General features: G+C 46.1%; 17 protein-coding genes. 5 read left to right on the top strand and 12 right to left on the bottom strand.

What is annotated here, in order from left to right; genetic code table 11:
- Positions 1-126: 126 nt before the first annotated feature.
- The 9 genes from OH460_RS09675 to gltB (OH460_RS09635) all read right to left on the bottom strand — a co-directional run bounded on the left by OH460_RS09675 (position 127) and on the right by gltB (OH460_RS09635) (position 16,394).
- Positions 127-744 (bottom strand): TRIC cation channel family protein, encoded by a 618-nt coding sequence (locus OH460_RS09675; protein WP_061033370.1) that lies wholly within the window; start codon positions 742-744, stop codon positions 127-129.
- Between the two features lie 74 nt (positions 745-818).
- Positions 819-1,673, bottom strand: coding sequence for a vitamin B12 ABC transporter substrate-binding protein BtuF (btuF, locus tag OH460_RS09670; protein ID WP_269996947.1), 855 nt, complete (start codon positions 1,671-1,673; stop codon positions 819-821).
- A gap of 1 nt (position 1,674) precedes the next feature.
- A complete protein-coding gene (locus OH460_RS09665) occupies positions 1,675-2,628 on the bottom strand; it encodes a cobalamin biosynthesis family protein (protein WP_269996946.1) in 954 nt (317 codons plus the stop codon).
- Positions 2,629-2,638: 10 nt separating this feature from the next.
- Positions 2,639-3,334 (bottom strand): 5'-methylthioadenosine/S-adenosylhomocysteine nucleosidase, encoded by a 696-nt coding sequence (gene mtnN, locus OH460_RS09660; protein ID WP_004741524.1) that lies wholly within the window; start codon positions 3,332-3,334, stop codon positions 2,639-2,641.
- Between the two features lie 127 nt (positions 3,335-3,461).
- Complete coding sequence (locus OH460_RS09655; RefSeq protein WP_269996945.1) at positions 3,462-3,890, bottom strand: DUF1499 domain-containing protein; 429 nt, start codon at positions 3,888-3,890, stop codon at positions 3,462-3,464.
- Positions 3,891-4,058: 168 nt separating this feature from the next.
- Positions 4,059-5,471 carry an FAD-dependent oxidoreductase gene (locus OH460_RS09650; protein ID WP_269996944.1) on the bottom strand — a complete coding sequence of 471 codons (1,413 nt, stop codon included), beginning with the start codon at positions 5,469-5,471 and terminating at the stop codon, positions 4,059-4,061.
- Positions 5,472-5,487: 16 nt separating this feature from the next.
- Positions 5,488-9,951, bottom strand: a complete 4,464-nt coding sequence (gene gltB / locus OH460_RS09645) for a glutamate synthase large subunit (RefSeq protein ID WP_269996943.1) — start codon at positions 9,949-9,951, stop codon at positions 5,488-5,490.
- A gap of 426 nt (positions 9,952-10,377) precedes the next feature.
- Positions 10,378-11,847: a glutamate synthase subunit beta gene (locus tag OH460_RS09640; RefSeq protein WP_061033364.1), complete on the bottom strand. Its 1,470-nt coding sequence runs from the start codon at positions 11,845-11,847 to the stop codon at positions 10,378-10,380.
- The gene (gene gltB, locus OH460_RS09635; protein WP_269996942.1) at positions 11,847-16,394 is read right to left on the bottom strand and encodes a glutamate synthase large subunit; all 4,548 of its coding nucleotides are present in this window, start codon (positions 16,392-16,394) and stop codon (positions 11,847-11,849) included. The genes OH460_RS09640 and gltB (OH460_RS09635) overlap by 1 nt, the downstream gene beginning before the upstream one ends.
- 530 nt (positions 16,395-16,924) lie before the next feature.
- On the opposite strand from gltB (OH460_RS09635), the gene OH460_RS09630 reads away from it, so the two are divergent.
- The 4 genes from OH460_RS09630 (at position 16,925) to OH460_RS09615 (ending at position 22,674) form a co-directional block, all read left to right on the top strand.
- Positions 16,925-17,878, top strand: coding sequence for a TIGR01212 family radical SAM protein (locus OH460_RS09630; protein ID WP_008222878.1), 954 nt, complete (start codon positions 16,925-16,927; stop codon positions 17,876-17,878).
- Between the two features lie 91 nt (positions 17,879-17,969).
- Positions 17,970-19,721 carry a sensor domain-containing diguanylate cyclase gene (locus tag OH460_RS09625; protein WP_269996941.1) on the top strand — a complete coding sequence of 584 codons (1,752 nt, stop codon included), beginning with the start codon at positions 17,970-17,972 and terminating at the stop codon, positions 19,719-19,721.
- Between the two features lie 150 nt (positions 19,722-19,871).
- Positions 19,872-22,223 carry an aerobic respiration two-component sensor histidine kinase ArcB gene (arcB, locus tag OH460_RS09620; RefSeq protein ID WP_239930589.1) on the top strand — a complete coding sequence of 784 codons (2,352 nt, stop codon included), beginning with the start codon at positions 19,872-19,874 and terminating at the stop codon, positions 22,221-22,223.
- A 7-nt stretch (positions 22,224-22,230) separates the two neighbouring features.
- A complete protein-coding gene (locus tag OH460_RS09615; protein ID WP_008222882.1) occupies positions 22,231-22,674 on the top strand; it encodes a hypothetical protein in 444 nt (147 codons plus the stop codon).
- 124 nt (positions 22,675-22,798) lie between these two features.
- On the opposite strand, the gene arcA is transcribed toward OH460_RS09615, so the two are convergent.
- Positions 22,799-23,515, bottom strand: a complete 717-nt coding sequence (arcA, locus tag OH460_RS09610) for a two-component system response regulator ArcA (protein ID WP_004741534.1) — start codon at positions 23,513-23,515, stop codon at positions 22,799-22,801.
- 372 nt (positions 23,516-23,887) lie between these two features.
- Entirely contained in the window at positions 23,888-24,040 is a 153-nt protein-coding gene (locus tag OH460_RS27440) for a ribonuclease activity regulator protein RraA (protein ID WP_081090356.1), read from the bottom strand.
- 53 nt (positions 24,041-24,093) lie between these two features.
- On the opposite strand from OH460_RS27440, the gene OH460_RS09605 reads away from it, so the two are divergent.
- Positions 24,094-24,579, top strand: a complete 486-nt coding sequence (locus OH460_RS09605; protein ID WP_061033359.1) for a putative 4-hydroxy-4-methyl-2-oxoglutarate aldolase — start codon at positions 24,094-24,096, stop codon at positions 24,577-24,579.
- A gap of 63 nt (positions 24,580-24,642) precedes the next feature.
- Here the strand turns inward: OH460_RS09605 and OH460_RS09600 are convergent, their stop codons facing one another.
- On the bottom strand, positions 24,643-25,101 hold the full coding sequence (locus OH460_RS09600) for a ribonuclease regulator (RefSeq protein WP_032498815.1): 459 nt from the start codon (positions 25,099-25,101) through the stop codon (positions 24,643-24,645).
- Positions 25,102-25,133 lie beyond the last annotated feature (32 nt).

Here is a 25,133-nt window from a genome sequence, read left to right as displayed (position 1 = left end):
TAAGTAAATAAAAAACATTACTAAGCTGGGGCGGAAGTGACTTGAGGCGGAGAAGCAGAGCAGGAGTCTGAGTTGGCAAGATTAAAAAAGGCCCCTAAGTGGAGCCCTTTTCTTTTTAGCGATAGCTTATTTAATCGCGAAAGTTGGTAACGATAAGTGCCAACGAATGGCGCCAAGTCTAATCAACAATGTAGAGAATACGCCGGCTAGGAATGCGGTCTCTGAATCGTGACCCATGCGAATAGCCATAGTGTGGAATGCACCGCCGATGATACAAGCGGTCGCGTAGACCTCGCTTCGCAGGATCATCGGTACTTCTCGGGCAAGTACGTCACGAATAATGCCGCCGCCACAGCCTGTAATTACGCCCATGATGATGGCAACCAATGCTGAGTCTTGATAAGCCAATGCTTTTTCAACACCAATACCAACGAACACAGCTAAACCTATGGCGTCACAGACGGGTAGGATCCACCATGCCAAACGCTTGGGGCGTCTCACGATGATCATAGTTAATAAACAGGTAACGATAATGACCCAAAGATAGGTGGTATCGGTTATCCAAAAAACAGGAGTAGCACCCAGTGCCATGTCTCGAATTGTACCTCCGCCAATAGCGGTTACACTGCCGAGAACGGCGACACCAAAAGGGTCCATTTTTAGGCGTCCAGCAACAAATACGCCTGAAATAGCAAAGATGGCAGTGCCAAATAAATCGATAATATAAAGCAGCATGGAGTCCATGATACTGGTGCTCTTATTGTTAAAATTGTAGGGACAGGTCGGTGGCGAATTGTACGAAAAAACAGACTAAAAAGTTAGTGATTTTCTCGGACTCTATCGAAGTAATCGCACACTTGCTGGATAGCTTGCAAAGTTCTTGTGGTTGGTCGGTTAATCCAGTCTGAATTGAGCGACCATATCTGATTTTTAGCGACGGCTGGGATCTCTTCCGCCCACGATTGCCACATGGTTCCATTCTCAATAGCGTGCTGAGAAGTGAAGATCACTTGCGGTTTATTCAGCACAACTTGCTCAATACCGACTTGCGGGTAGGGTGAAGCGCTGTCTTCAAAAATATTTCGGCCGCCACAAAACTCAAATACTTCACTTGGCCAGTGTCCTTGTGCCACGGTGATAATAGGTTTTTCACTTAGCTGGTAGAAGTAGCTGACCGGCTCCGCATCTTTGTATTTTAGCCTTAACGCGTTGAGCTGCTCTTTGTATTGCTTAGCATTATTCTCACCGATACTCGGATCGCTGGCGTATTGGCTAAGTTGCTCAATATTGGTCGCGATGCTGTCTAGGCTTTTGGTTTTTGAGTAATAAATATTAAAGCCAAACTGCTCCAGTTTCGCCAGTTCTCTCGGTGGGTTACCCGCTGGCCAAGCAAGGATAAGATCTGGCTGAAGCGCGATGATTTTCTCAACCTTGATACCTTGATAGTTTGCCACTTTTTCTAGCTTATCGGCTTGTGGTGGGTAATCACTTCGTTCACTCACAGCAACTAAGTTATCGCCTAAACCCGCACTGTATGCGAGCTCTGTGGCGTGAGGGGCTAAGCTGACCACGCGTTTTGCCTTGGTTACTTCGGTTGCAAGCGTGCTTGGTACCCATAAGCTAAAGCTGATCGCGAAAGTTGCACATGATGTAACAAGTTGAGAGGGTTTCACTTTAAATCCCTTGGTGAATAATGAGTAAGGCTAAGCTTTGTAAGAATATCCAAATAGCGATGCGTCCAAATAGCAGCTTTTGAACCTGTGATAAGTGCAGTGCGGATGGGGCGATTCTTCCGCCTAATTTTGCGCGAATGGCTTTGGTATCGTTGTAAATAGCCGGACCACCGAGTGATAGCTCAAGCTTATTGCCTACTGCTGTAATCAACCACGCAGGGCCTGGTAGAGGCCAAGAGCGACTTTGAGTTAGCATCATCTTAAGTGTGTGAGACGCTTTATCACCGCATACGATCATCAAAGCAAATAAACGCATTGGGATAAATTCAAGGATCGCGACGATTTTGATGGCTGTTGAGCCAAAAGGAGAGAACTGCTTGCGACTTGGTGACCAAGCTCGAGCTAATTCGATAATCAGGCGATACATCAACGCCGCGATACCACCACCGATGGCGTACCAGAACAACACACAAACCACGTTACGAGCGTAACCCATGATGACGGTTTCTGTGGCGGCTTTGCCTAGGCCAAGTGATGAAAGAGATTCGGTCTGACGATTGACAATTGGAGCCAGTAACTGACGAGCGGCGGCTTTATCTTCTCGACCAAGTGCTTTGATCAACTGATTAGCCAGCTTTTCATTATTACGCCAATCAATCGCGAGTAATAACAGCGCCAACTCAAACAGCTGAGATTGCCAAACCAAAGGCTGCAAGGCCAACAGAATAACCAGAGTTGGCAGTACCATTAATCCCCAGGCTAATGTGCCCGAGATTAAGCTTTGGGAATAGTTTTGGTTATTATTAACCTTGCTTGCTAAAAGCTCAGCAAACTTATGCCATAAGGTCGTGGGGTGTGCGACATGAGGGATAGGTAGAATCAAATGAAAAAGCAGTGCTCCCCACATTACAAGGAGCACGCCATTTGCAAATACCTGATCAAACAGTGTTTGCATGCTTAGTCGCTTACTTTAGTAGGGCAACCATTTTGATAACCATTTCAGAAGAGCTTTGTGCTGCTAGTGGCAAGAACTCTTCAAAACTCATTGGTGATTCTTTGTCTGCAACGTCAGAGATTGCACGAACAACCACAAATGGTACTTGGAACTGGTGACAAGCTTGAGCAATCGCAGAAGCTTCCATTTCTACAGCAACCACAGACGGGAAGTGCTTACGGATGAACTCTTGGCGTTCTGCTGTGCAAACAAATGCGTCGCCAGTACAGATAAGGCCACGAACCGCGTGCTTGTCTTCCATTTGAGCTAGCGCTTGCTCAGCTACTTTCATCAGGTTCTCGTCAGCTTTGAATGCAGCTGGTTGACCTGCCATCTGGCCGATTTCGTAACCGAAAGCTGTTACGTCTGCGTCGTGGTGACGTACTTCTGTAGAGATAACTACATCGCCAAGGTTTAGAGTTGAATCAAAACCGCCAGCAGAGCCCGTGTTTAGAACGACATCTGGTTGGTATTCGCTTAGTAGGATAGAGGTACCAACAGCCGCAGCTACTTTACCAATGCCTGATTGAAGCAAAACAACGTCAACACCATTTAGCTGACCAGAGAAAAAGGTACAACCGCCTTTATTAACTTCAGTAATGTCTGAAATAGCTGCTTTTAGGATCGCAACTTCTTGCTCCATTGCGCCAATGATGCCGATTTTCATGTGTAGTCTCTTAATTAAAAAATATTTAAACAGTAGAGCGAAATTGTAGCATGGATAAGAAGCGTCGAGCGACTGCCCTGAAGCACTTCTCATCCGAATAGTGTGGATTTACTCCAGTATTCTTTGTCTATTTGATTAGACCTTCGCTTTGCAAGCTAGCACGAAGTTGTTCTGCTCGTTTACGGTTCACACCAAAGTCAGAGTAGCCAGTGCGGGACTCTGAACGAACGATGAGCTTGTCTCCATCGACTTTTAACTCAAGGTCATCGACAAAGCGCATGATGCGTGATGTGCACTCAACACGCAGGTAATTATCGGTTTTGTTGGCCGTATTCGCGCCCGGCAAAGTCAAAGCGACTTGCTCAATGGCATCAAGGCTTGCTGAATCGGATAGCTCGTATGCAGCCAAAGCATGTTGTTCACGGTCATCTTGTGTTGATACGCAATTTGGTTTGTCACCACAAGGTGATGATGTTCTGTCTTTCATGTCCGTGATCCCTTGGCTGCAAGCGGTTAAAGTTAAAAGTGATAGCGAGAGGAGAGCGGCTTTTTTCATAGTGTTTCCTATGGCGTTTTAGATCTAATTGTAGTTATCGGCATTGGTTTGTCTCCGATTGTTTTACGTATTTTTGTTGTGCCGTTGGTAAAACGTATCGAACTTAAAAAAGGATCCATATGCGGATCCTTTTTTATAGTAACGAACTGAGTAATAAAGGAAACCTAATCACACTTCTAGGTAATCTAATATCCCTTCAGCGGCTTTGCGGCCTTCATCGATAGCGGTCACCACTAAATCTGAGCCGCGAACCGCATCGCCACCGGCAAAGATTTTGCTGTTGGTGGTTTGGTACTGAAACTCTTGCTGGCCGGGTGCTTTAATTCGGCCCCATTGATCAAGCTCGACACCGAAAGGTTCTAACCATTCCATAGCGTGAGGTTGGAAACCAAATGCCATGATCACGGCATCGGCTTCAAGAATGTGCTCACTGCCTTCAACAGGCTCTGGGCGGCGACGGCCTGCTTCATCAGGTTCACCTAATGCAGTTTTCACGACTTTAACGCCAGCAACATGCCCAGAACTATCAAGCTCTAAGCCGATAGGCTGGAGGTTAAACTTGAACTTTACGCCTTCTTCACGTGCATTCTTCACCTCACGGCGAGAGCCCGGCATGTTGGCTTCATCTCGACGGTAAGCACACACCACATCTGCCGCATTCTGACGAATAGAGGTTCGAACGCAATCCATCGCCGTATCACCACCACCAAGCACGACGACTTTCTTACCTTGCATATCGATAAATGGGGTTGGGTTTTCCAGTTCCATGACCTTGTAGGTATTAGAAATCAAGAATGGCAGAGCATCATAAACGCCCGGAGCATCTTCATTATCTAGACCTGCGCGCATGTTTTTATAAGTGCCTACACCAAGGAAAACAGCGTCGTAATCATCGACCAGCTCTTGAAGTTGAATGTCTTTGCCAACTTCAGTATTCATTCGGAATTCAACGCCCATCTCGCTAAAGATACGGCGACGATTCTCCATGATACCTTTCTCAAGCTTGAACGATGGAATACCAAACGTCAGTAGACCGCCGATCTCCGGATAGCGGTCAAACACAACTGCTTTTACGCCATTACGAACTAGGATATCAGCCGCCGCTAGACCTGCCGGCCCTGCACCGATGATCGCGACCGTTTTATCGGTCCATTCAACGTGAGACATGTCAGGCTTCCAACCCATCTCAAAGGCTTTGTCGGTAATGTACTTTTCAATATTGCCAATGGTTACTGCACCGAAATCGTCATTGAGGGTACAAGAGCCCTCACACAAGCGGTCTTGAGGGCAAACTCGACCGCAAACCTCAGGCAGGCTGTTGGTTTGGTGAGACAGTTCAGCGGCTTCGATAATACGCCCTTCATTGGCAAGCTTAAGCCACTGAGGGATGTAGTTGTGAACAGGACATTTCCATTCACAGTATGGGTTACCACAGTCTAAACAACGGTCTGCTTGCGCTTTCGCTTGCTGTTTAGTGAAAGGTTCGTAGATCTCTACAAACTCAATCTTACGTATCTTGATTGGTTTCTTCGCTGGGTCTACGCGATTCACATCAATAAATTGGTATACATTCTGGCTCATTATTGGCTCCTTCCAATTATTGCGCTTGAACACGAAGTTCAGCTGAGCTGCGGCTTTGGTGGCCGAGCAAGGTGTTGAGATCCGCCGTCTTTGGTTTCACTAGGTAGAACTTCGGAATCCATTCATCAAAGTTCGCCAGAATAGCTTCAGCGTGTACTGAGCCCGTTTCTTCTAAGTGCTCTGCAATTAAGCCACGCAGATGTTCTTGGTGGATATATAAGTCAGATAGAGAAAGCGCCTCAACCGACTCGTTGTTCACTCGGCCTTGGAAGTCTTCGTTCTTGTCCATGACATAAGCGAAGCCACCCGTCATACCTGCACCGAAGTTGACGCCAGTTGCGCCAAGAATGGCAACAATACCGCCCGTCATGTATTCACAAGCGTTGTCACCCGCACCCTCAATCACGGCAACCGTACCTGAGTTACGTACGCCAAATCGCTCGCCCGCCGTACCTGCGGCAAACAACTTGCCACCGGTTGCGCCATACAGGCAGGTGTTACCTATGATGGTTGCTTCGTTACAAGTAAATGCGGTGCCTTGGTGAGGTTTGATAACCACCTTACCGCCAGCCATGCCTTTACCAACATAGTCATTGGCATCACCCGTTAGGTAAAGCTCTACGCCGCCAGCATTCCAAACTGCGAAAGATTGGCCAGCAGTACCGTCTAGGTACAATTTGATTGGCGATCCAGCCATGCCTTGGTTGCCGTATCGCTTAGCAATTTCGCCAGAGATACGTGCGCCTATCGAACGGTCTGTATTAATCACGTTGTAGTAAAGGCTGGTGGACTGTCGTTTCTCAATCGCATAGAGAGCATCATCCAGAATCTGCTGGTTGAGCTGAGCCTTATCAAATGGCGCGTTTGGTTCGGTCCAATACAGAGGGTGACCCTCTGGTGATACCGGAGCTTCCAGTATCGAGGAGAGATCCAATTTGCTCTGTTTCGCAGTAAGACCTTCAACAGCCTCCAGTAAATCTGTGCGTCCAATTAGGTGAGTGAGTTTTTCTACACCAAGGTCAGCGAGGTGTTGGCGAACTTCATCGGCTAAGCCAGTAAAGTAGTTCACCACCATATCAGGCAAGCCTTTGAAATATTCGCGGCGAAGTGTTTCATCTTGAGTTGCAACGCCTGTCGCACAGTTATTGAGGTGGCAGATTCGTAAGAATTTACAACCCATTGCCACCATTGGTGCGGTACCAAAGCCAAAGCTTTCTGCACCGAGAATCGCGCCTTTAATCACATCGAGACCGGTTTTCAATCCACCGTCGACTTGCAGGCGGATCTTATGACGAAGCCCGTTAGCAACCAGTGCTTGCTGAGTTTCGGCTAAGCCAAGCTCCCAAGGGCAACCTGCGTATTTCACCGAGGTTAGTGGGCTCGCTGCGGTACCGCCATCGTAACCAGAAATGGTGATCAGATCGGCGTAGGCTTTTGCTACACCAGTCGCGATAGTACCAACACCCGGTTCAGACACTAACTTCACTGAAACCAAGGCTTTAGGGTTTACTTGTTTAAGATCGAAAATCAGCTGAGCCAAATCTTCGATCGAGTAAATATCGTGATGCGGAGGCGGGGAGATCAGAGTAACACCCTGAACCGAGTATCTCAGCTTAGCGATTTCTGCCGTCACTTTATGACCTGGCAGCTGACCACCTTCGCCTGGCTTCGCACCTTGTGCGACCTTGATTTGCAGAACATCCGCATTGGTTAGGTAATGTGGTGTTACGCCAAATCGGCCAGACGCAATTTGTTTGATGCGTGAGTTACGGTCGGTGCCAAAACGTCGTGGATCTTCACCGCCTTCGCCTGAGTTTGAGTAACCACCCAAACGGTTCATCGCCATAGCTAATGCTTCGTGCGCTTCTGGACTCAGGGCACCAATCGACATCGCCGCTGAGTCAAAGCGTTTAAAGAGGTCACTGCTTGGTTCTACTTGCTCAAGGGCTAATGGTTTATCAGCTTTTTTTAGGCTCATCAAGTCACGTAACATTGCCGCAGGGCGAGCATTTACCTGCTTAGCAAAAGAGAGGTAATCCGACGTTTCGCCAGTTTTTACTGCGGTTTGCAGTGTACCAACTACATCTGGGTTATAGGCGTGGTATTCACCACCATGGACGTATTTCAGTAAACCACCGTGCTCGATTGGCTTACGCTTAGTCCATGCTTTACGTGATAGGTTGTAAATATCTTGCTGGAAATCGCTAAAGCTTGCGCCTTGAATTCGAGTAGTTACTCCGCGGAAACAGAGCTCAACGACATCAGAATGTAGGCCAACGGCTTCGAAAAGCTGTGAACAGCGGTAAGAAGCAATGGTTGAAATACCCATCTTCGACATGATCTTATACAGACCTTTGTTGATGCCGTTTTGGTAGTTCTGCATCGCGGTACGATAGTCTCTATCTAAAGATCCATCATCGAGCATCTTGCCTAACGCTTCATAAGCAAGGTACGGATAAACCGCAGTCGCACCAAAGCCAAGTAGCACCGCGAATTGGTGTGGATCGCGAGCGGTTGCTGTTTCCACTACGATGTTGGCATCACAACGCAGGTTGGTATCAGCAAGGCGAGTCTGTACTGCACCAACCACCATTGCTGCTGGAATTGGCAGTTTGCCTTTCTCTAAACCTTTGTCCGATAACACAACCAAAACGGCACCTTCGCGGACTTCTTGTTCTGCACTATCACATACCGCTTTGATCGCTTGTTCAAGGTCTTGCTGCGCTGGATCGTAGTGCATGCTTAGGATCGCATGGCGGTAGTGCTTTTGATTCAGTTGCAGAAGTTGCTGCATGTCTGAGTAAAGTAGAACAGGAGAATCAAATGTCACACGATAGGCGTGTCCATCTGTTTCACAGAACACGTTCATCTCTTGGCCAATGCTGGTGGCGAGCGACATCACATGCTTTTCACGCAGAGGATCAATCGGTGGGTTGGTGACTTGGGCAAACTTCTGACGGAAATAATCAGTGACCAGACGCTCTTTCGAAGAGAGTACCGCCATTGGTGTGTCGTCGCCCATTGAGCCGACTGCTTCCTGTCCCATGTCACCAAGCACGCGTAATACCTGATCGGACTCTTCGTTGCTCATTGCAAACTGTTTTTGGTAGGTTTTGAGCGTGTCATCGTCGAAGCTACGCTTACCCACTTGGTCATCATCGAGCTCAGAAAATGGTGTTAGCTTGTGAACGTTCTTTTCCATCCACTCTTTGTAAGGGTGGCGACTTTTGAGGTCATTATCGATCTCGTTAGATTGCCATAGCTTGCCACGGCGAGTATCTATCACTAGTAGCTCACCTGGCCCAACACGACCTTTTTCTGCTACTTCATCTGGCGCGTAGTTCCAGATACCAACTTCTGATGCCAGCGTGATTAGGTTGTCTTTGGTAATAACATAGCGCGCAGGACGCAGGCCATTTCTATCGAGGTTACATGCCGCGTAACGACCGTCAGATAGAACGATACCAGCAGGGCCATCCCACGGTTCCATGTGCTTGGAGTTGAAGTCGTAAAAGGCACGTAGGTCTGGATCCATGTCTGGGTGATTCTGCCAAGCGGGCGGCACAAGCATGCGCATCGCTCGAAACACATCCATACCACCGGCTAGGAATAGGTCGAGCATGTTATCTAGGCTTGAGGAGTCAGAGCCGGTTTCATTCACGAAAGGGGCTGCAGTTTGCAAATCTGGCAGCAGTGGTGAAGAGAATTTATAGGCGCGAGCCTTAGCCCATTGACGGTTGCCTTCAATGGTATTGATCTCACCATTGTGCGCCAAATAGCGGAATGGTTGAGCCAGCGGCCAGCGCGGTTGTGTGTTGGTTGAGAAACGCTGGTGGAACAGACATATTGCTGATTCCATGCGTAAGTCTGCAAGATCGAGGTAAAATCGCGGAAGATCGGCAGGCATACATAAGCCTTTGTAGACCATCACTTGTGTTGAAAGGCTGCAGATATAGAAATCTTTGTCTTCGGTGATCTGTTTTTCAATTCTGCGACGCGCGATGTATAAGCGGCGTTCGATATCGCGCTCACGCCAACCGGCAGGAGCAGAGATAAACACTTGCTGAATGTTTGGAACAGAATCTTTTGCGATAGGACCTAATACCTCGGTATTAGTCGGAACTTCGCGCCAACCTGCAATAGTCAATGTCTCTTGAGCGAGTTCTTTATTGACGATCTCTTGTGCGGATTGTGCTTTAACTGGGTCTTGGCTGAAGAAAATCATGCCGACAGCGTATTGCTTGCCGAGGTTAAAATTATTCTCTTCTGCAATAATTCTTAAATAGGAGTCAGGCTTCTGTAGTAGTAAGCCACAGCCATCTCCGGTTTTACCATCCGCGGCGATACCACCACGGTGTGTCATGCGATCTAGGGCTGAAATAGCAGTTCTTACCAACTTATGACTAGGTTGGCCTTCCATTTGCGCTATTAAACCAAATCCACAGTTGTCTTTTTCAAGACTAGGATCATATAGAGCCATTGCAATTCTCCCTTTTGCTTCTCTGTCATCCAGACAGTAAATGACTAACTATTCATGTACTTGTTATTTTTTATGAACTTATAGTCTTTTAGCTAGTTCAACGTTATCCCTTGTGTTAACAAAACTCAGTGGTTTTATTTTCACCAGTTTTACAACGTATAGCTAATTGTGTTTAAGGTCAAGTTCATGGTTAATTATCATGCGTAAACGCGATTAACCACGTAATAATCTAAAATAGTCGATTGATATCAGTTAGATATAAGTGGTAAATGTTAATGATATTTAACATTTATAGTGGCGGAGGAGTTGTGAGAGGGAAAGGCTAGATAGAAAAAAGGCCAGCATCGAGTGCTAGCCAAATATAAAAGTTAGGAAGGGTGTTGCTTTTCCTCTAGGCTAACGTCATTGACGTTAGCCCGAGAAATATTATGCGGAAAGCATGAGTGAATCAGCTTTCGCTTCTAAGTTTGAGTTACCCATTAAGAAGTCATCAATGGCAATCGCACATTCACGACCTTCATTAATACAACGTACTACTAGAGATTGACCGGTACGCATATCACCAGCAGCGAAAACACCTTTCTGGTTGGTTGCGTAACCTTCAGAAGCAACGTTACCGCGCTCATCCAGTTTGATATCAAGCTGAGCAAGCACACCTGTTGGCTCTGGGTGTAAGAAACCCATCGCTAGGAATGCTTGGTCACAAGGAATAACACGCTCTGAGTTTGCTACTTCATCAAAAGTAGGGCGCTCACCAGGAGCTGCGTCTTTCCATACGATGTCTGCGATACGTAGACCCGTCACTTGACCTTGATCGTTACCGATGAACTCTTTGGTTAAGATGTTCCAGTGACGCTCACAACCTTCTTCGTGAGAAGTCGTGGTCTTCATGATCATTGGGTATTGAGGCCATGGCATGTTTGCTGGGCGCTTCTCTGGTGGGATCGGCATGATCTCAACCTGAGTAATGCTCGCTGCTTTGTGACGGTTTGATGTACCCACACAGTCAGAGCCAGTATCACCACCACCGATAACCACAACGTGCTTATCTTTAGCGTGAATCTCTTCTGTTTTAAGATCTAGGTTGTTAGCTCGGCGGTTGTTTTGACCAAGGAACTCCATGGCAAAGTGAACGCCTTTCAACTCACGACCTGGGATTGGTAAGTCACGTGGAACCGTAGAACCACCAGTTAGCAATACCACATCAAACTCTTGACGTAGTTGTTGAGCATTAACATCCACACCTATGTGTTGGTTAACTTTAAACTCTACGCCTGCTTCAGCCATTAGGTTGATCTTACGATCAATCACGTCCATACCCAGTTTGAAATCTGGGATACCAAAACGCAGTAGACCGCCAACTTTTTCGTCACGTTCAAATACCGTCACTGAGTGACCAGCGCTGTTTAGCTGCTCGGCTGCGGCTAGACCTGCAGGGCCAGAGCCAACAATCGCTACAGTTTTACCAGTGCGAGAGCGAGGTGTTTTTGGTTTTGCGTACCCTTCACGGTACGCAGTTTCTACAATTGTTTTCTCGATATTACAGATAGTGATTGGGTCTTGGTTAATACCTAGTACACAAGCACTCTCACAAGGAGAAGGACACACACGACCCGTAAACTCAGGGAAGTTGTTGGTAGAGCTTAGGATGTTCCAAGCCTCTTCCCAGCTGTCACGGTAAACCGCGTCATTGAATTCTGGGATGATGTTACCAATCGGACAACCGCTGTGACAGAAAGGTACACCACAGTCCATACAACGAGATGCTTGAGTATTGATCTTGTCACCAAACTCTTCGTTAAGTACGAACTCTTTGTTGTCTTCGATACGAACCGATGGGTCGAGCTTCTTTGGAAGCTCGCGACCGTGTTCTAAAAATCCAGTAGGCTTACCCATTATACTGCCTCCACTTCTTCCGTTTGTGCCTGTTGTGCTTCAGCTTTACGCTTCTCAAGAACTGCTTTGTAGTCGCGTGGCATAACTTTAATCAGTGATGCAATACTTGCTTCAAAGTTGTCTAGGAAAGACTGAGCAACTTCACTTCCTGTTAATTCAACGTGCTTGGTTAGCATATCTAGTAGAAGATCTTTATCTTCTTGTTCAATTGGATCTAGGTCTACAAGTTCTGGGTTAAGCTTAGTTTCGAAGTCACCAGCTTTGTCCCAAACATAAGCGACACCGCCACTCATACCCGCAGCAAAGTTACGACCTGTTGAGCCAAGGATAACGGCAACACCACCAGTCATGTATTCACAACCGTGGTCACCAACGCCCTCAACAACAACCTTCGCACCTGAGTTACGAACACAGAAACGTTCACCAGCCATACCGCGAATGAAAGATTCACCTGAGGTTGCACCGTAGAAACATACGTTACCAACCACGATATTATCTTCAGCAACGATAGAAGACTTCGCATCTGGGTACAGTACCAAAGTACCGCCAGACAGGCCTTTACCCCAGTAATCGTTCGCGTCGCCTTCTACTTCGAACTTAACGCCTTTCGCAAGGAACGCACCGAAAGATTGGCCAGCACTACCGTGGAACTTAACGTTCATTGGTTGTGGTAAACCTTGGTCTTTGTAAACCTTCGAGATTTCGTTCGACAGCATGGTACCCGCAGAGCGGTCTGTGTTGATGATAGGGAAGGTCGCATTTACAGCTTCACCTTTCTCAAGTGCAGGAATTGCCGCTTGAATCAACTTGCGGTCTAGAACGTCTTCTAGGTTGTGGTTTTGTTGTGTCTGGTTGTAGATACCATCTTCTTCACGAGCCTGCTCAATGTGCAGTACAGGTGTTAGATCTAGGTTCTTGTACTTCCAGTGGCCGATGTCGTCACGAACTTTAAGTTTGTGCGATTGACCTACCATCTCATCGATAGAGCGGAAGCCAAGTTCAGCCATTACTTCACGCAGACCTTCAGCCATGTATTGGAAGAAAGTCACTACGTCTTCTACGCGGCCGTCGAAACGCTCACGCAGAGTTTTGTTTTGTGTTGCGATACCAACAGGACAGGTATTCTTGTGACACTTACGCATCATGATACAGCCTTCAACAACCAATGCCGCTGTTGCTACGCCCCATTCTTCCGCGCCAAGTAACGTTGCTACTGCAAGGTCACGTGGTGTTTTCATCTGACCATCAGACTGAACAACGATACGGTTACGTAGGCCGTTTTTCAGTAGTGTTTGGTGCGTTTCTGCTAGACCCAGTTCCCAAGGCAGACCAGTGTGACGGATAGAAGACATCGGAGATGCACCCGTACCACCATCAAAACCTGCGATAAGTACCACGTCAGCTTTCGCTTTCGCTACACCAGATGCAATCGTACCTACGCCTGCTTCCGATACTAGCTTCACGTTGACACGGCCGTTACGGTTCGCGTTTTTCAGATCGTAGATTAGCTGAGCCAAATCTTCGATTGAGTAGATATCGTGGTGTGGCGGTGGTGAGATTAGACCTACGCCTGGAGTCGAGTGACGCGTCGCGCCGATCCAGTCATCAACCTTATCACCAGGTAGTTGACCACCTTCACCAGGTTTCGCACCTTGAGCCATCTTGATTTGCAGCTCATCAGCGTTCGATAGGTAGTAAGACGTTACACCAAAGCGACCAGAAGCTACTTGTTTGATTGCTGAACGTTCCCAGTCACCGTTTTCTTTGCGTTCGAAACGTGCTGGATCTTCACCACCTTCACCTGAGTTTGACTTCGCGCCAATGCGGTTCATTGCAACAGCCAGTGTTGAGTGAGCCTCATGCGAGATAGAACCAAAGCTCATTGCGCCAGTAGCGAAACGCTTAAGGATATTCTCGATTGGTTCTACTTCCGCTAGAGGAATAGAGCCTGCTGGGTTTTTGATGAAATCAAGTTGGCTACGTAGCGTTGCTGCGTTGTCGCCTTGGTCATCGACTGCTTTTGCGTACTTCTTGAACTGACCGTAATCTTTGTTACGCGTCGACTCTTGAAGTAGAGAGATGGTTTCTGGGTTGAATAAGTGCTTCTCACCACGTTGTTTCCACTGGTAAACACCGCCAACATCAAGGATTTGAGCTGGGATTTCACGAGCTGGGTAACCAACACGGTGACGAACAAGTACTTCACGTGCGATATCGTCGATCGTCAGACCTTGAATACGAGAAACCGTACCAGTGAAGTATTTTTCAACCACTGACTTGCTGATACCAAGTGCTTCAAAGATTTGTGCACCGTGGTAAGACTGCAGTGTCGAGATCCCCATCTTAGAGAAGATCTTCAGTAGACCGCCGTTAACACCTTTACGGTAGTTATCGAAGAACTCACGTGGGTGAACGTTCGGGTCTAGTTTTTTAGTACGTTGTAGTTCAACAATCGTTTCAATTACTAGGTATGGGTTAACTGCGTTTGCACCATAGCCAAGAAGCGTTGCGAAGTGGTGTGTTTCACGTGCATCACCCGTTTCAACCACGATGTCACACTTAGCACGTAGGCCTTTTCGGATTAGGTGGTGGTGTACCGCGCCAACAGCAAGCATTGCTGGAATTGCAGCGTGGTTAGAGTTAACCGCACGGTCAGTTAGTAGGATAATTGAGTAACCATCAATCACGGCATCTTCTGCGTATTGGCAAATACGTTTCAGAGCACGCTCTAACTTACCTTGGTCTCCGTTTGCTTGGAATACGATATCCAACGTCTTCGCTTGAAGGTGCTCGTTATCGATAGCGCGCAGCTTTTCTAACTCAGAGTTAGACAGTACTGGAGACTCAAGCTCTACCTTTTGACAGTGCTCAGGTGTTTCAGCAAGTAGGTTCTGATCTTTACCTAGGTAAGTGTTCAGAGACATAACCATACGCTCACGAATCGGGTCGATTGGCGGGTTAGTTACTTGCGCAAACAGCTGTTTGAAGTAGTTTGAAAGGTGCTGCGATTGGTGAGAAAGAATCGCTAGCGGCCAGTCAGCACCCATTGCAGAAAGCGGCTCATAGCCAGTCTTCGCAAGAGGTAGAATGATTTCGTTTACTTCTTCAGAGCTCACACCAAACGATTGTTGTTTGTGGAGAAGTTTCTCTGGAGAAGGTTGGCTAAATTCGTTGCTCGCATCTGGTAGCTTTTTCAAGCTCAGAAGGTTCTCTTCAACCCACTTTTCGTATGGTTGAGATTTCGCGATGCCATCTTTCACTTCTTCATCAGAAATGATGCGGCCTTGCTCTAAGTCAGCAACGAAGATACGACCTGGTTGTAGACGACCACGGTATTCAACGTTTTCTGGTGCAATTTCAACAACACCTGATTCAGACGCCATCACTAGGAAATCGTCTTTGGTCACTGTGTAGCGAGAAGGGCGCAGACCGTTACGGTCAAGGGTTGCACCTACTTGAACACCATCAGTGAAACATACCGAAGCTGGGCCATCCCATGGTTCCATTACGTTCGCGTGGTACTGGTAGAACGCACGACGAGTTGGGTCCATGTTTTTGTTTTCTTGCCATGCTTCTGGGATCATCATCATCAATGCGTGTGGCAGAGTACGACCTGAAAGAACAAGTAGTTCCAGTGCCATATCGAAGTTTGATGAATCCGAGCTACCTTCCTGACAGATAGGCAGTAGCATGTCGATTTCAGCTTGTGTGAATAGATCCGATTCAAGGATCGCTTCACGCGCTTTCATCCAGTTTAGGTTACCGCGAACCGTATTGATTTCGCCATTGTGCGCGATGTAACGGAAAGGCTGAGCTAGACGCCAACGTGGGAATGTATTGGTAGAGAAGCGAGAGTGTACAAGTGCTAGAGCTGTCACCATAGTTGGGTTTTGCAGATCTAGGAAGTACTGAGGAACTTGTTCTGTTGTTAGCTGACCTTTGTACACCAATGTCTTGTAAGACATAGAGTTAATGTAGAAGTCATCACCGATATTTGAAACGCTTTCTAGACACACGCGAACGGTGTAGTTACGTAGAACGTACAGTTTGCGCTCAAGCTCTTCTGGAGTAATACCAGGGCCGCCAGATACAAATACGTGTTCAAATTGAGGTTCAGTGCTTAGTGGGTCAGCACCAATCATTGAGTTGTCAGTTGGAAGTTCACGGTAGCCGATCACTTCTAACTCTAGGCGTTGTGCATTGCGTTCTAGAATGTCACGACACTGTGCACGTTTGTGTTCATCTTTAGGGAAAAGTACAACACCAACACCATATTTTTCAAAAGATGGCAGTTTAATTCCAAGCTTTACGGCTTCTTCTAGTAAGAATTCGTGCGGCTTCTGTAGCAGGATACCTGCACCATCACCAGAACACGGATCGCAGCCTTGGCCACCACGGTGTTCCATACGTGCAAGCATATCGAGTGCTTGAGTTACTACATCATGAGATTTGCGATTCTTGAGATGCGCAACAAAACCGATACCACAAGCGTCATGCTCCAGTTCAGGAGTATACAGACCCTGTGAGTTCTGCTCTTGATCTACCATAGATACATCCTTCCAGTTAAATCTAGGCGCAACTTCTTTGTATAAAGTCAGCCTTGTCCTTTTATATTTATGAGTCTAAACCTGCCTATGTTGGCGGTTTGAATCCTTTCCGTATCTCGCAGGAAAAGTATTGCGAGAAAAACAATCCTTGGTGATATCCGTTTATTTTTAGCCACAAACTAGTGGTTTATATAGGTGGGAGTTAGATATCACCGACTTATTAGCAAGTTTTTGTTGTAAGTAAATACTCAAAAATAGCCAATATGTGTAAGTATCCTACAATTTTGTTTAGGCGAATTGCAATGAAAGTTGAACCATGTAGACCATTTTTTTCGTTTTATTTTGAATTTTTTGTCTAACAAATGTGCAACATTAGGCAAATAGAGCCGATTTTTTGCATGTTTATTGATATTTGATAGGTTGCTCGCAAAAAGCCTTGAGTAAACTAATTGGTCGAATTTTGCAGGGATGTAATTTTTTTTCAAAAAAAGACTGATATTCATTCTTATTTACTTGAGCGCTTTGAAAATATGCAATTACATGAGTTGGTCAATACTATCGGCCAAGATCTTCAACGTCGTTATGGCGAAAAGGTTCACAAACTAACACTGCATGGTGGTTTCAGTTGTCCAAACCGAGATGGAACCATTGGCCGTGGAGGCTGCACTTTTTGTAATGTGGCGTCTTTTGCCGATGAACAAACTCAGGTTCAGAGTATTGCAGAACAACTAAAAGATCGTGCGGGTGAAATTGCTCGTGCTAAGAAGTATCTGGCTTATTTTCAGGCGTACACCAGCACTTATGCTGAGGTGCAAGTGCTCAAGAATATGTATGAAGAGGCGCTAAAAGCACCTGGTGCCGATATCGTAGGTCTTTGCGTGGGCACAAGACCCGACTGCGTACCTGATTCTGTTTTAGAATTATTGGCTGGATACGTAGAAAAGGGGTATGAGATCTGGTTGGAACTCGGTTTGCAAACGGCCAATAACAGCACGCTCAAACGCATTAATCGTGGTCATGATTTTGCGGTGTATGAAACGATCACCCAACGTGCACGCGCTCTCGGAATTAAGGTGTGTACTCACCTGATTGTTGGCCTGCCAAAAGAAACTAAAGCGGATAACCTGGAAACACTAGATAAGGTATTAGCGGTAGGAACGGATGGCATAAAACTTCATGGCCTTCATATCGTAGAGGGAAGTACCATGGCCAAGGCATGGAAGGCAGGCAAGCTAGAAGCTCCAAGCCTTGAAGAATACATCGACATTGCTACCGATATTATTCAGCGTACGCCAGCGGACGTGGTTTACCATCGTGTTTCATCTGCGGCAAGACGTCCTACGTTACTATCTCCGTTATGGTGTGAGAACCGTTGGTTGGCGATGACAGAGATAGGTCGATCATTGGATAAAACCGGTGCTCAAGGCATTAAAACAGGCTCTGCATTCGAGTACACATTACCTGTTTTAAACATAACGAATTGATAGAAATGGGTGAAAGTAGGTAACAGCAGATAAAACCAGTAAATAGTGGTAACATTTCCCTCACAGATTTTATGGTATAGATTGAGAGTAGATGGAACTGGTAATGAATTGGTTGTGGGACAGAGCGTATGGCTACGGTGTTTATATCGTTTTCATGTTGCTGATTGCTCTGATCTGCTGGCATCTTTATTCACGTTATCAGTCTCATATTGAAAAGTTACTTCTCTCGACGCCATCCCCTCTATTTTTCGTTGATGTCCGGACCGGCGAGATCTTGTATTCCAACCGTCAGGCAATGCAGTTGCTTGGTATCCGCCAGATTGGCGTAAACTTTCGTTTTCCTACCGTGGAAAGCGAAAATAGTTTCCGTCAATACTTAACCAATCACATCAACTCTCGATCATTTGCTCAGAACTCGCTTTGGGCACTGTCTGAATTTGAGTCCTTCAAGATCAATCTTGTGGGGCGTAAGATCCACTTTAGAAACAAAAAAGCGTGGATGATTCACGCATCACCTTACAAAAACACGAATGAAGAGCAATCCCAAGAGCTGCGTGAACTGAATGTCGCCCGTACCGCTTTGGACTCCCTGTCTGAGTTGATTTATGTAAAGGACCAAAAAGGTGAATTGCTAGCAAGCAATCGCTCCTTCAAGAAGTTTTGGCATGGTCGCCCGGAAGAGGGCACTTTAAGCGTTTCGGGTGGAGCCTTAAAAGGCCGCGTCAGTGAACGTTCATGGACGACTGACCAAGATGGTAAAAGCTGCCTACTTGAAACCTACCAAAGTGTGTTGTTATCTCAGGATGGGGAAAACATCGGCACGCTTTCTATTAGCCATGATGTAACCGACTGGCACGATATGCAGCAGAAACTGCGTGGTGAGATGGAAAAACGTAAAGATACCGAAGTCGCCCTTGCTCAGCGTGACACCATCTTACAAAACATCTTAGAAGCCAGCCCTGACTCGATCGGTATCTTTAATGAAAACATGGTTTACCAAGCCTGTAATAAGCCGTTTGTGGCAGCGCTTGGTATTTCTGAGGTCAGTGATTTGGTCGGTAAGCGTCTTCAGGATGTGGTGCCAAATAGCATGTATATGCGTATCTCAGAGTCCGATCATCAGGTGCTTCATCAAGGAAAATCACTGCGTTATATCGACAAGGTGATCTCTAGTGATGGTGAATACACTTGGTATGACGTGGTGAAGTCGCCATTTAGAGATCCAGCGTCTAGCACGAATGGTGTGTTGATCATGGCTCGCGATATCACCGAGCGTTACCTTGCTGAGCAGAAATTGGAAGAGGCGAACCTTGAGCTTGAGCGTCTCAGCTTTATGGACAGCCTGACTCAGGTTTCTAACCGACGCCGCTTTGATGAACAATTGTCGACCCTGTGGCATTACCATGTACGTGAGAAGTTACCACTTACTATTATGTTGTGCGATATCGACTTCTTTAAAGGCTACAACGACTACTACGGTCACCAACAAGGTGATGATGCGCTGATTCAAGTCTCTCAGGCGTTTAAGAAGGTACTTAACCGTTCGTCAGATTGTGTGGCTCGTTATGGTGGTGAAGAGTTTGGTTTTATTCTGCCAAACACAACCGCGGACGGAGCATTGATGGTCGCACAGCGAATTCATGATGAAGTGCTAAAGCTGGGGCTGATCCATGAAAAATCGACCGTTTCTGAGTTTATTACCGTCAGTATTGGTGTTATCTCTTATGTACCGACTCCTGAAGATGAGATGGAGTCTGCGGTAGCGTTAGCCGACAGTGCGCTTTATCAAGCGAAATCTGATGGTCGAAATCGTTCTAGCGTGCATCCATCGTCGATTCGCTAAATAAATTTATCACTGACTTAACCTTTATTTACTTGGGTTATCTGTTTTAAACAATATAACCCAGCTCTCTTGCTGCATGTGATGTAGCTAGCTTACCTCCTATCTTCAAACAGGGTAGAATGTTGCTAGTCTTATCGCATGGAGCGCTAAATGAAACCCATGAAAAATCTCGCCCAGTATTACGTGGATCTACTCGTAAAGCTGGGGATTGTCCGCTTTTCTATCTTACTCGCCTTAGCGCTTGTTGCCCTCGCTGTTGTCGTGCAAGTCGGCATCACTCTCGCACTTAAAGGTAATGTTGATGACATCGACATTGTCCGCTCAGTATTCTTCGGTTTAGTGATCACACCTTGGGCCGTTTACTTTCTGTCAGTGGTTGTTGATCAGCTGGAAGAGTCTCGTCAGCGTTTAGCTAAGTTAGTCTCTAAACTTGGCGACATGCGAGAGCGCGACCAAGAGCTGAATAATAAGTTGCAGCTCAATATCGAGAAGCTCAATCAAGAAATTGAAGAGCGTGAAAAGGCCGAAGAGGCGCGTGCTGAAGCGATGCATGACCTCGAGAATGAAGTATTTCAGCGTGAGCGCACTCAGCTTGAACTTGCAGAGCGAACGGCACTGCTGCGCTCGTTTATCGACGCCTCGCCTGACCTTATTTACTACCGTAATGAAGATGGTGTTTTCTCGGGTTGTAACCGAGCAGTTGAGGAGCTCACTGGCAAGACAGAAAAAGACTTGGTGGGTTTGACGCCGTGGGATGTCTACAGCAAAGAAATCGCTCAGCAAGTTGTTGAAACAGATAAGAAAGTTTTTGCTGACAACCAGGCTCTCACCTACGATCAATGGCTTGAGTACCCAGATGGACGTAAGAGCTACTTCGAACTGCGTAAAGTGCCTTTCTACAGCAAAGATGGTCGTCATCTTGGTTTGGTGGGCTTCGGTCGTGATATTACCGAGCGTAAAGAGCATCAAGAGTCCATTGAGAAAGCCAGCCGTGATAAGACCACCTTTATTTCTACTATCAGCCACGAGTTAAGAACACCGCTTAACGGCATTATTGGCTTAAGCCGCATGTTGCTTGATAGCCAACTGACCAGTGAGCAGCGCAAACAGATGCAAACTATCAAGGTGAGCGCGGTAACACTGGGTAACATCTTCAACGATATTATCGATATGGATAAGTTCGACCGTCGCAAGCTTGAGCTATTCCCAACCCCGATCAACTTTGAAGACTTTGTTGTGGAGATCGAAAGTATCTCGGCACTGATGGCTGAACAGAAAGGTTTGAGGTTCGACTTAGAACGATTGTCTGATCTTCCAGTGGCTGTTGAAGTTGATGGCACTCGTTTGAGACAGGTGCTGTGGAACCTTGTTAGTAACGCGATGAAGTTCACCAAAGATGGTGGCGTGGTGATGACTGTTAGCGCCGATATTGATGGTGACTTTGCCAACATCACCATGGAAGTCGAAGATACGGGTATTGGTATCCCTGAAAGTGAGCTCGAGAAAATCTTCGCGATGTACTATCAGGTGAAATCAGGCACCGATAACTTGCATGCAGTGGGAACCGGTATTGGCCTTGCTGTCTCTAAACAGTTGATCAACATGATGGATGGCGACATTGAGGTAACCAGTGAAGAGGGTTTTGGTAGTACCTTCACGGTTTCGATTCGTGTGCCTGTTAATCATGATACTCAGGCCTTGATTAAGACACCTCGAAAACAGTCGAACCTTAAGATCTTCATGGTTGAAGATATCGAACTCAATATCACGGTTGCGCGCTCTCTGTTGGAGAGCCTAGGTCATGAAGTGACGGTGGTGATGACTGGTAAAGAGGCGCAAATTGCCTTCAACCCAGAAGACTATGACTTGGTACTGTTGGATATCCAGCTACCAGATATGACAGGCTTCGATATTGCCCAGTACTACCGTGAGAAATACACCCAATTACCGCCGTTAGTGGCATTGACTGCGAATGTACTAAGTAACAAGCAAGAGTACTTCCAGAAAGGTATGGATGAAGCGATCAGTAAACCGCTATCCGTGAGAGCGATTCAAGACGTGATCAGCGAACTTATCGAGGATGCACCAGAGGCTGTGAAAGAAGCCGGAGCGACCGAAAAGGTAGAGGAGAGTAAGCCGACGATTTCTTCGATTGACACCAGTTTGCTTGATATTGATATGCTAGAGTCTTATGTTGACATTGTTGGACCGAAGCCGGTTTTAGATAGCATCGTGATGTTTGAAGATATGATGCCGGAGTATATGGAAATATTGAACTCCAATATGGTCGCGAAAGACCAAGCCAGTATCGTTTCTGAGGCGCACAAGATTAAAGGCGCTGCAGGTTCAATTGGTTTGAAGCGCATCCAGCAAGTAGCTCAAAAAGCCCAATCTCCAGACCTACCAGCTTGGTGGGAAAATATTTCAGATTGGGTCGATGAGATTAATAACGAATACCAGAATGACATTGAAGTCTTAAAGAGTTGGTTAAACCAAAGGTAGAAGAATAATGAAAAAATTAGCATTCGCCGCATGCGTAGTGGCATTAGCGGGCTGTGCTGCACCACAAGTTGAGTGGCAGCAGGACAACCAAGTTGAAGTATCTGCAGCGACAGTCACAATGAAAAGCAACCTTTGGCACAACAAGATGCCAACGATCGGAGAGACTCAAGACAAGACTCTGCATGGCGCTATCTACCTAGAGTCAGATTCAGAATTACCAGCAACACTGGCGGTGGAAAGCGTGACCGTTAAGCAAGGCGCAGATACCTTGTTAGTAACTGCTGACGATCTTGATCTAAGAACGCACAGCGAGACTCAGTGGGAAGTTGCGTTTGTATGGCAGCTAGAGATCGACAGCGAAAAGCCGGTTGATGTTGCGGTTGAACTGAAAGACGGTGAGACGGTGAAGTGGCTGGTGGAGAAAGACGTTAAGGTTGATACGGTTTACTAACCCTTATTCAACTCAGAACAACAAAAAAGGGAGAATGCGTTGGCATTCTCCCTTTTTAATAACCATTGATTGCGCTTCAACTGTTTAAACACTATGTGCTAAACGACTAGAAACGCGAATCGAATTAGTCTTCTAGGTCACCACAAAAGCGGTAGCCTTCACCGTGAATCGTTGCGATGATTTCTGGAGTACCAGAAACAGATTCAAAGTGCTTACGAATACGACGGATTGTTACGTCTACAGTACGATCGTGTGGCTTAAGCTCACGGCCAGTCATTTTCTTAAGAAGGTCTGCACGTGTTTGGATCTTACCTGGGTTCTCACAGAAGTGAAGTAGAGCGCGGAACTCTGAACGAGGTAGCTTGTAGCCTTCGCCATCTGGGCTAACCAGAGAACGACTGTTGATATCTAGTACCCAACCGTTGAACTCGTACTTCTCAACGCTGCGCTTCTCTTCTTGAACAGAGCTTGTGCTCATTGAACGGTTAAGAAGGTTGCGTGCACGGATAGTCAGTTCACGAGGGTTGAAAGGCTTAGTGATGTAATCATCAGCGCCGATCTCTAGGCCAAGGATCTTATCAACTTCATTATCACGACCAGTTAAGAACATAAGCGCTACATTTGCTTGCTCACGTAGTTCACGCGCAAGTAGTAGGCCATTCTTACCTGGAAGGTTGATGTCCATAATTACAAGGTTAACTTGGTTGTCAGATAGCACTTGGTGCATCTCTTCACCGTCGCTAGCCTCAAAAACAGCATATCCCTCTGCTTCAAAAATACTCTTTAGAGTGTTACGAGTTACTTGCTCATCTTCAACGATAAGAATCTGCGGGGTTTGCATTTGGCGGTACCTAAATTTGTGACGAAACTGTGCTAATAGAATAAATTCTAGGCAAAAACATAACATACAGGTAATGTATTTTTGATGATAACTTAAAGTTTTCAAAAAAACACTTACTTCCAGCTATCTGCCTTCCTTGAAGTATTGCCCAATAACGTAGATCCAGTACGCCTTTCAATCATTCTTTTAGTGATTGCAACGGATTCTATAATGTTAACAGCATGCTAACAACGCGAGAATGTTAATTCCATTCACTTTGTTGATTTACATCAATTGCCGTATCGCAACAAACTTTAATAGTATGGCTACAACTTAACCAGTGTTATGGTGACTATTTAGCAGGAAAACCAGAATGATTATTCGAGATAGTGATCACATCTCGCCCGCTAAAGACCTGATTATGAACCAAGGAAGCTGAACGCTGTCCTTAGAGTCTAGTAGATAAATATGTTCAATCAACCTTGATTCAGTATTAAATTGAGCATAGAACAATGAAAATAAAGGAATAATTTTTAATAACAATATAAAAGCATAGGGGCTCGCCTGATTTTCAGGTACGCCTTACTCACGGAGGATATATGCACGATATAACACCCGACTTGTGTGATGAGTTTGAAAGCAAAGTCACCCTACTTAACCTTCCATTACAGAACTTCGGCCAACGTGGTGCGTTCTGGGGAAAAATTGTAACAGTTCGTTGTTATCACGATAATTCGAAGGTTCGCGAAGTTTTAGAGACTGACGGCAGTGGCAAAGTATTGGTTGTTGACGGAAATGGCTCGTGTCAAAAAGCACTGCTTGGTGACCAACTCGCGATTCTTGCCATAGAGAATGGTTGGGAAGGCGTGATTGTAAACGGTGCTGTACGTGATGTTGGAATGATGTCACAAATGGACTTGGGTGTTCAGGCGCTAGGTGCATCACCATTCAAAACAGAGAAGCGTGGCGTAGGTCAAGTGAATGTGACACTGACGGTGCATAACCAATTGATTCAGCCCGGAGATTACATTTATGCTGATTGGAATGGCGTGCTAATTTCATCTGAGTTGCTGCTTGAATCATAAGTGGTGAGTGATCCTCAGATGAGGTTTGGATCATAACTTGTCCATCGATATTAAGCTTATGGATTAGAAGCGAAACCCTAGTCCTACTTCGACACCTTGCTGCCACTCTTCATAATCAAGGGTGGCATGCAAATCCAAGTTGTCGGTCAGTTGCACTCGGCTTGACACCTCAGCCGCAACAGATTTGTCACTGTCTTCTGTTTCATCTTTATAGGTGTGCAAAGAACTGTTGAACGAGACCCTTTCTGAGAACTGGTAACTGACACCGCTCAAGAATCCACTTTCATGCTTCAATGACGCATTGTTGATTCGTGTACCGACGTAAACATCCACGTCATCGAATAAGCTGTACGCGTAACCGCTGTCGACTTTCCAAGTATCGAAACTTTCGTTGGATGCGTTTTGAGATGAAATAAAGAACTTGTGGGCCGAACGATCAATTTGACTCGGCAATAAAGGCAAGCTATTCGCTGAACATACAACAGGCATAGCAAAGGCTAAAAGAATAAGTAATCTCTTCACTTCCCACTCCTGATGTCATTTATTATTGTTCT

It is taken from the genome of Vibrio sp. Makdt (genome assembly GCF_027587015.1).
Taxonomy (GTDB): Bacteria; Pseudomonadota; Gammaproteobacteria; order Enterobacterales; family Vibrionaceae; genus Vibrio; species Vibrio chagasii_B.
This window is presented reverse-complemented; position numbering and strand designations above follow the sequence as displayed.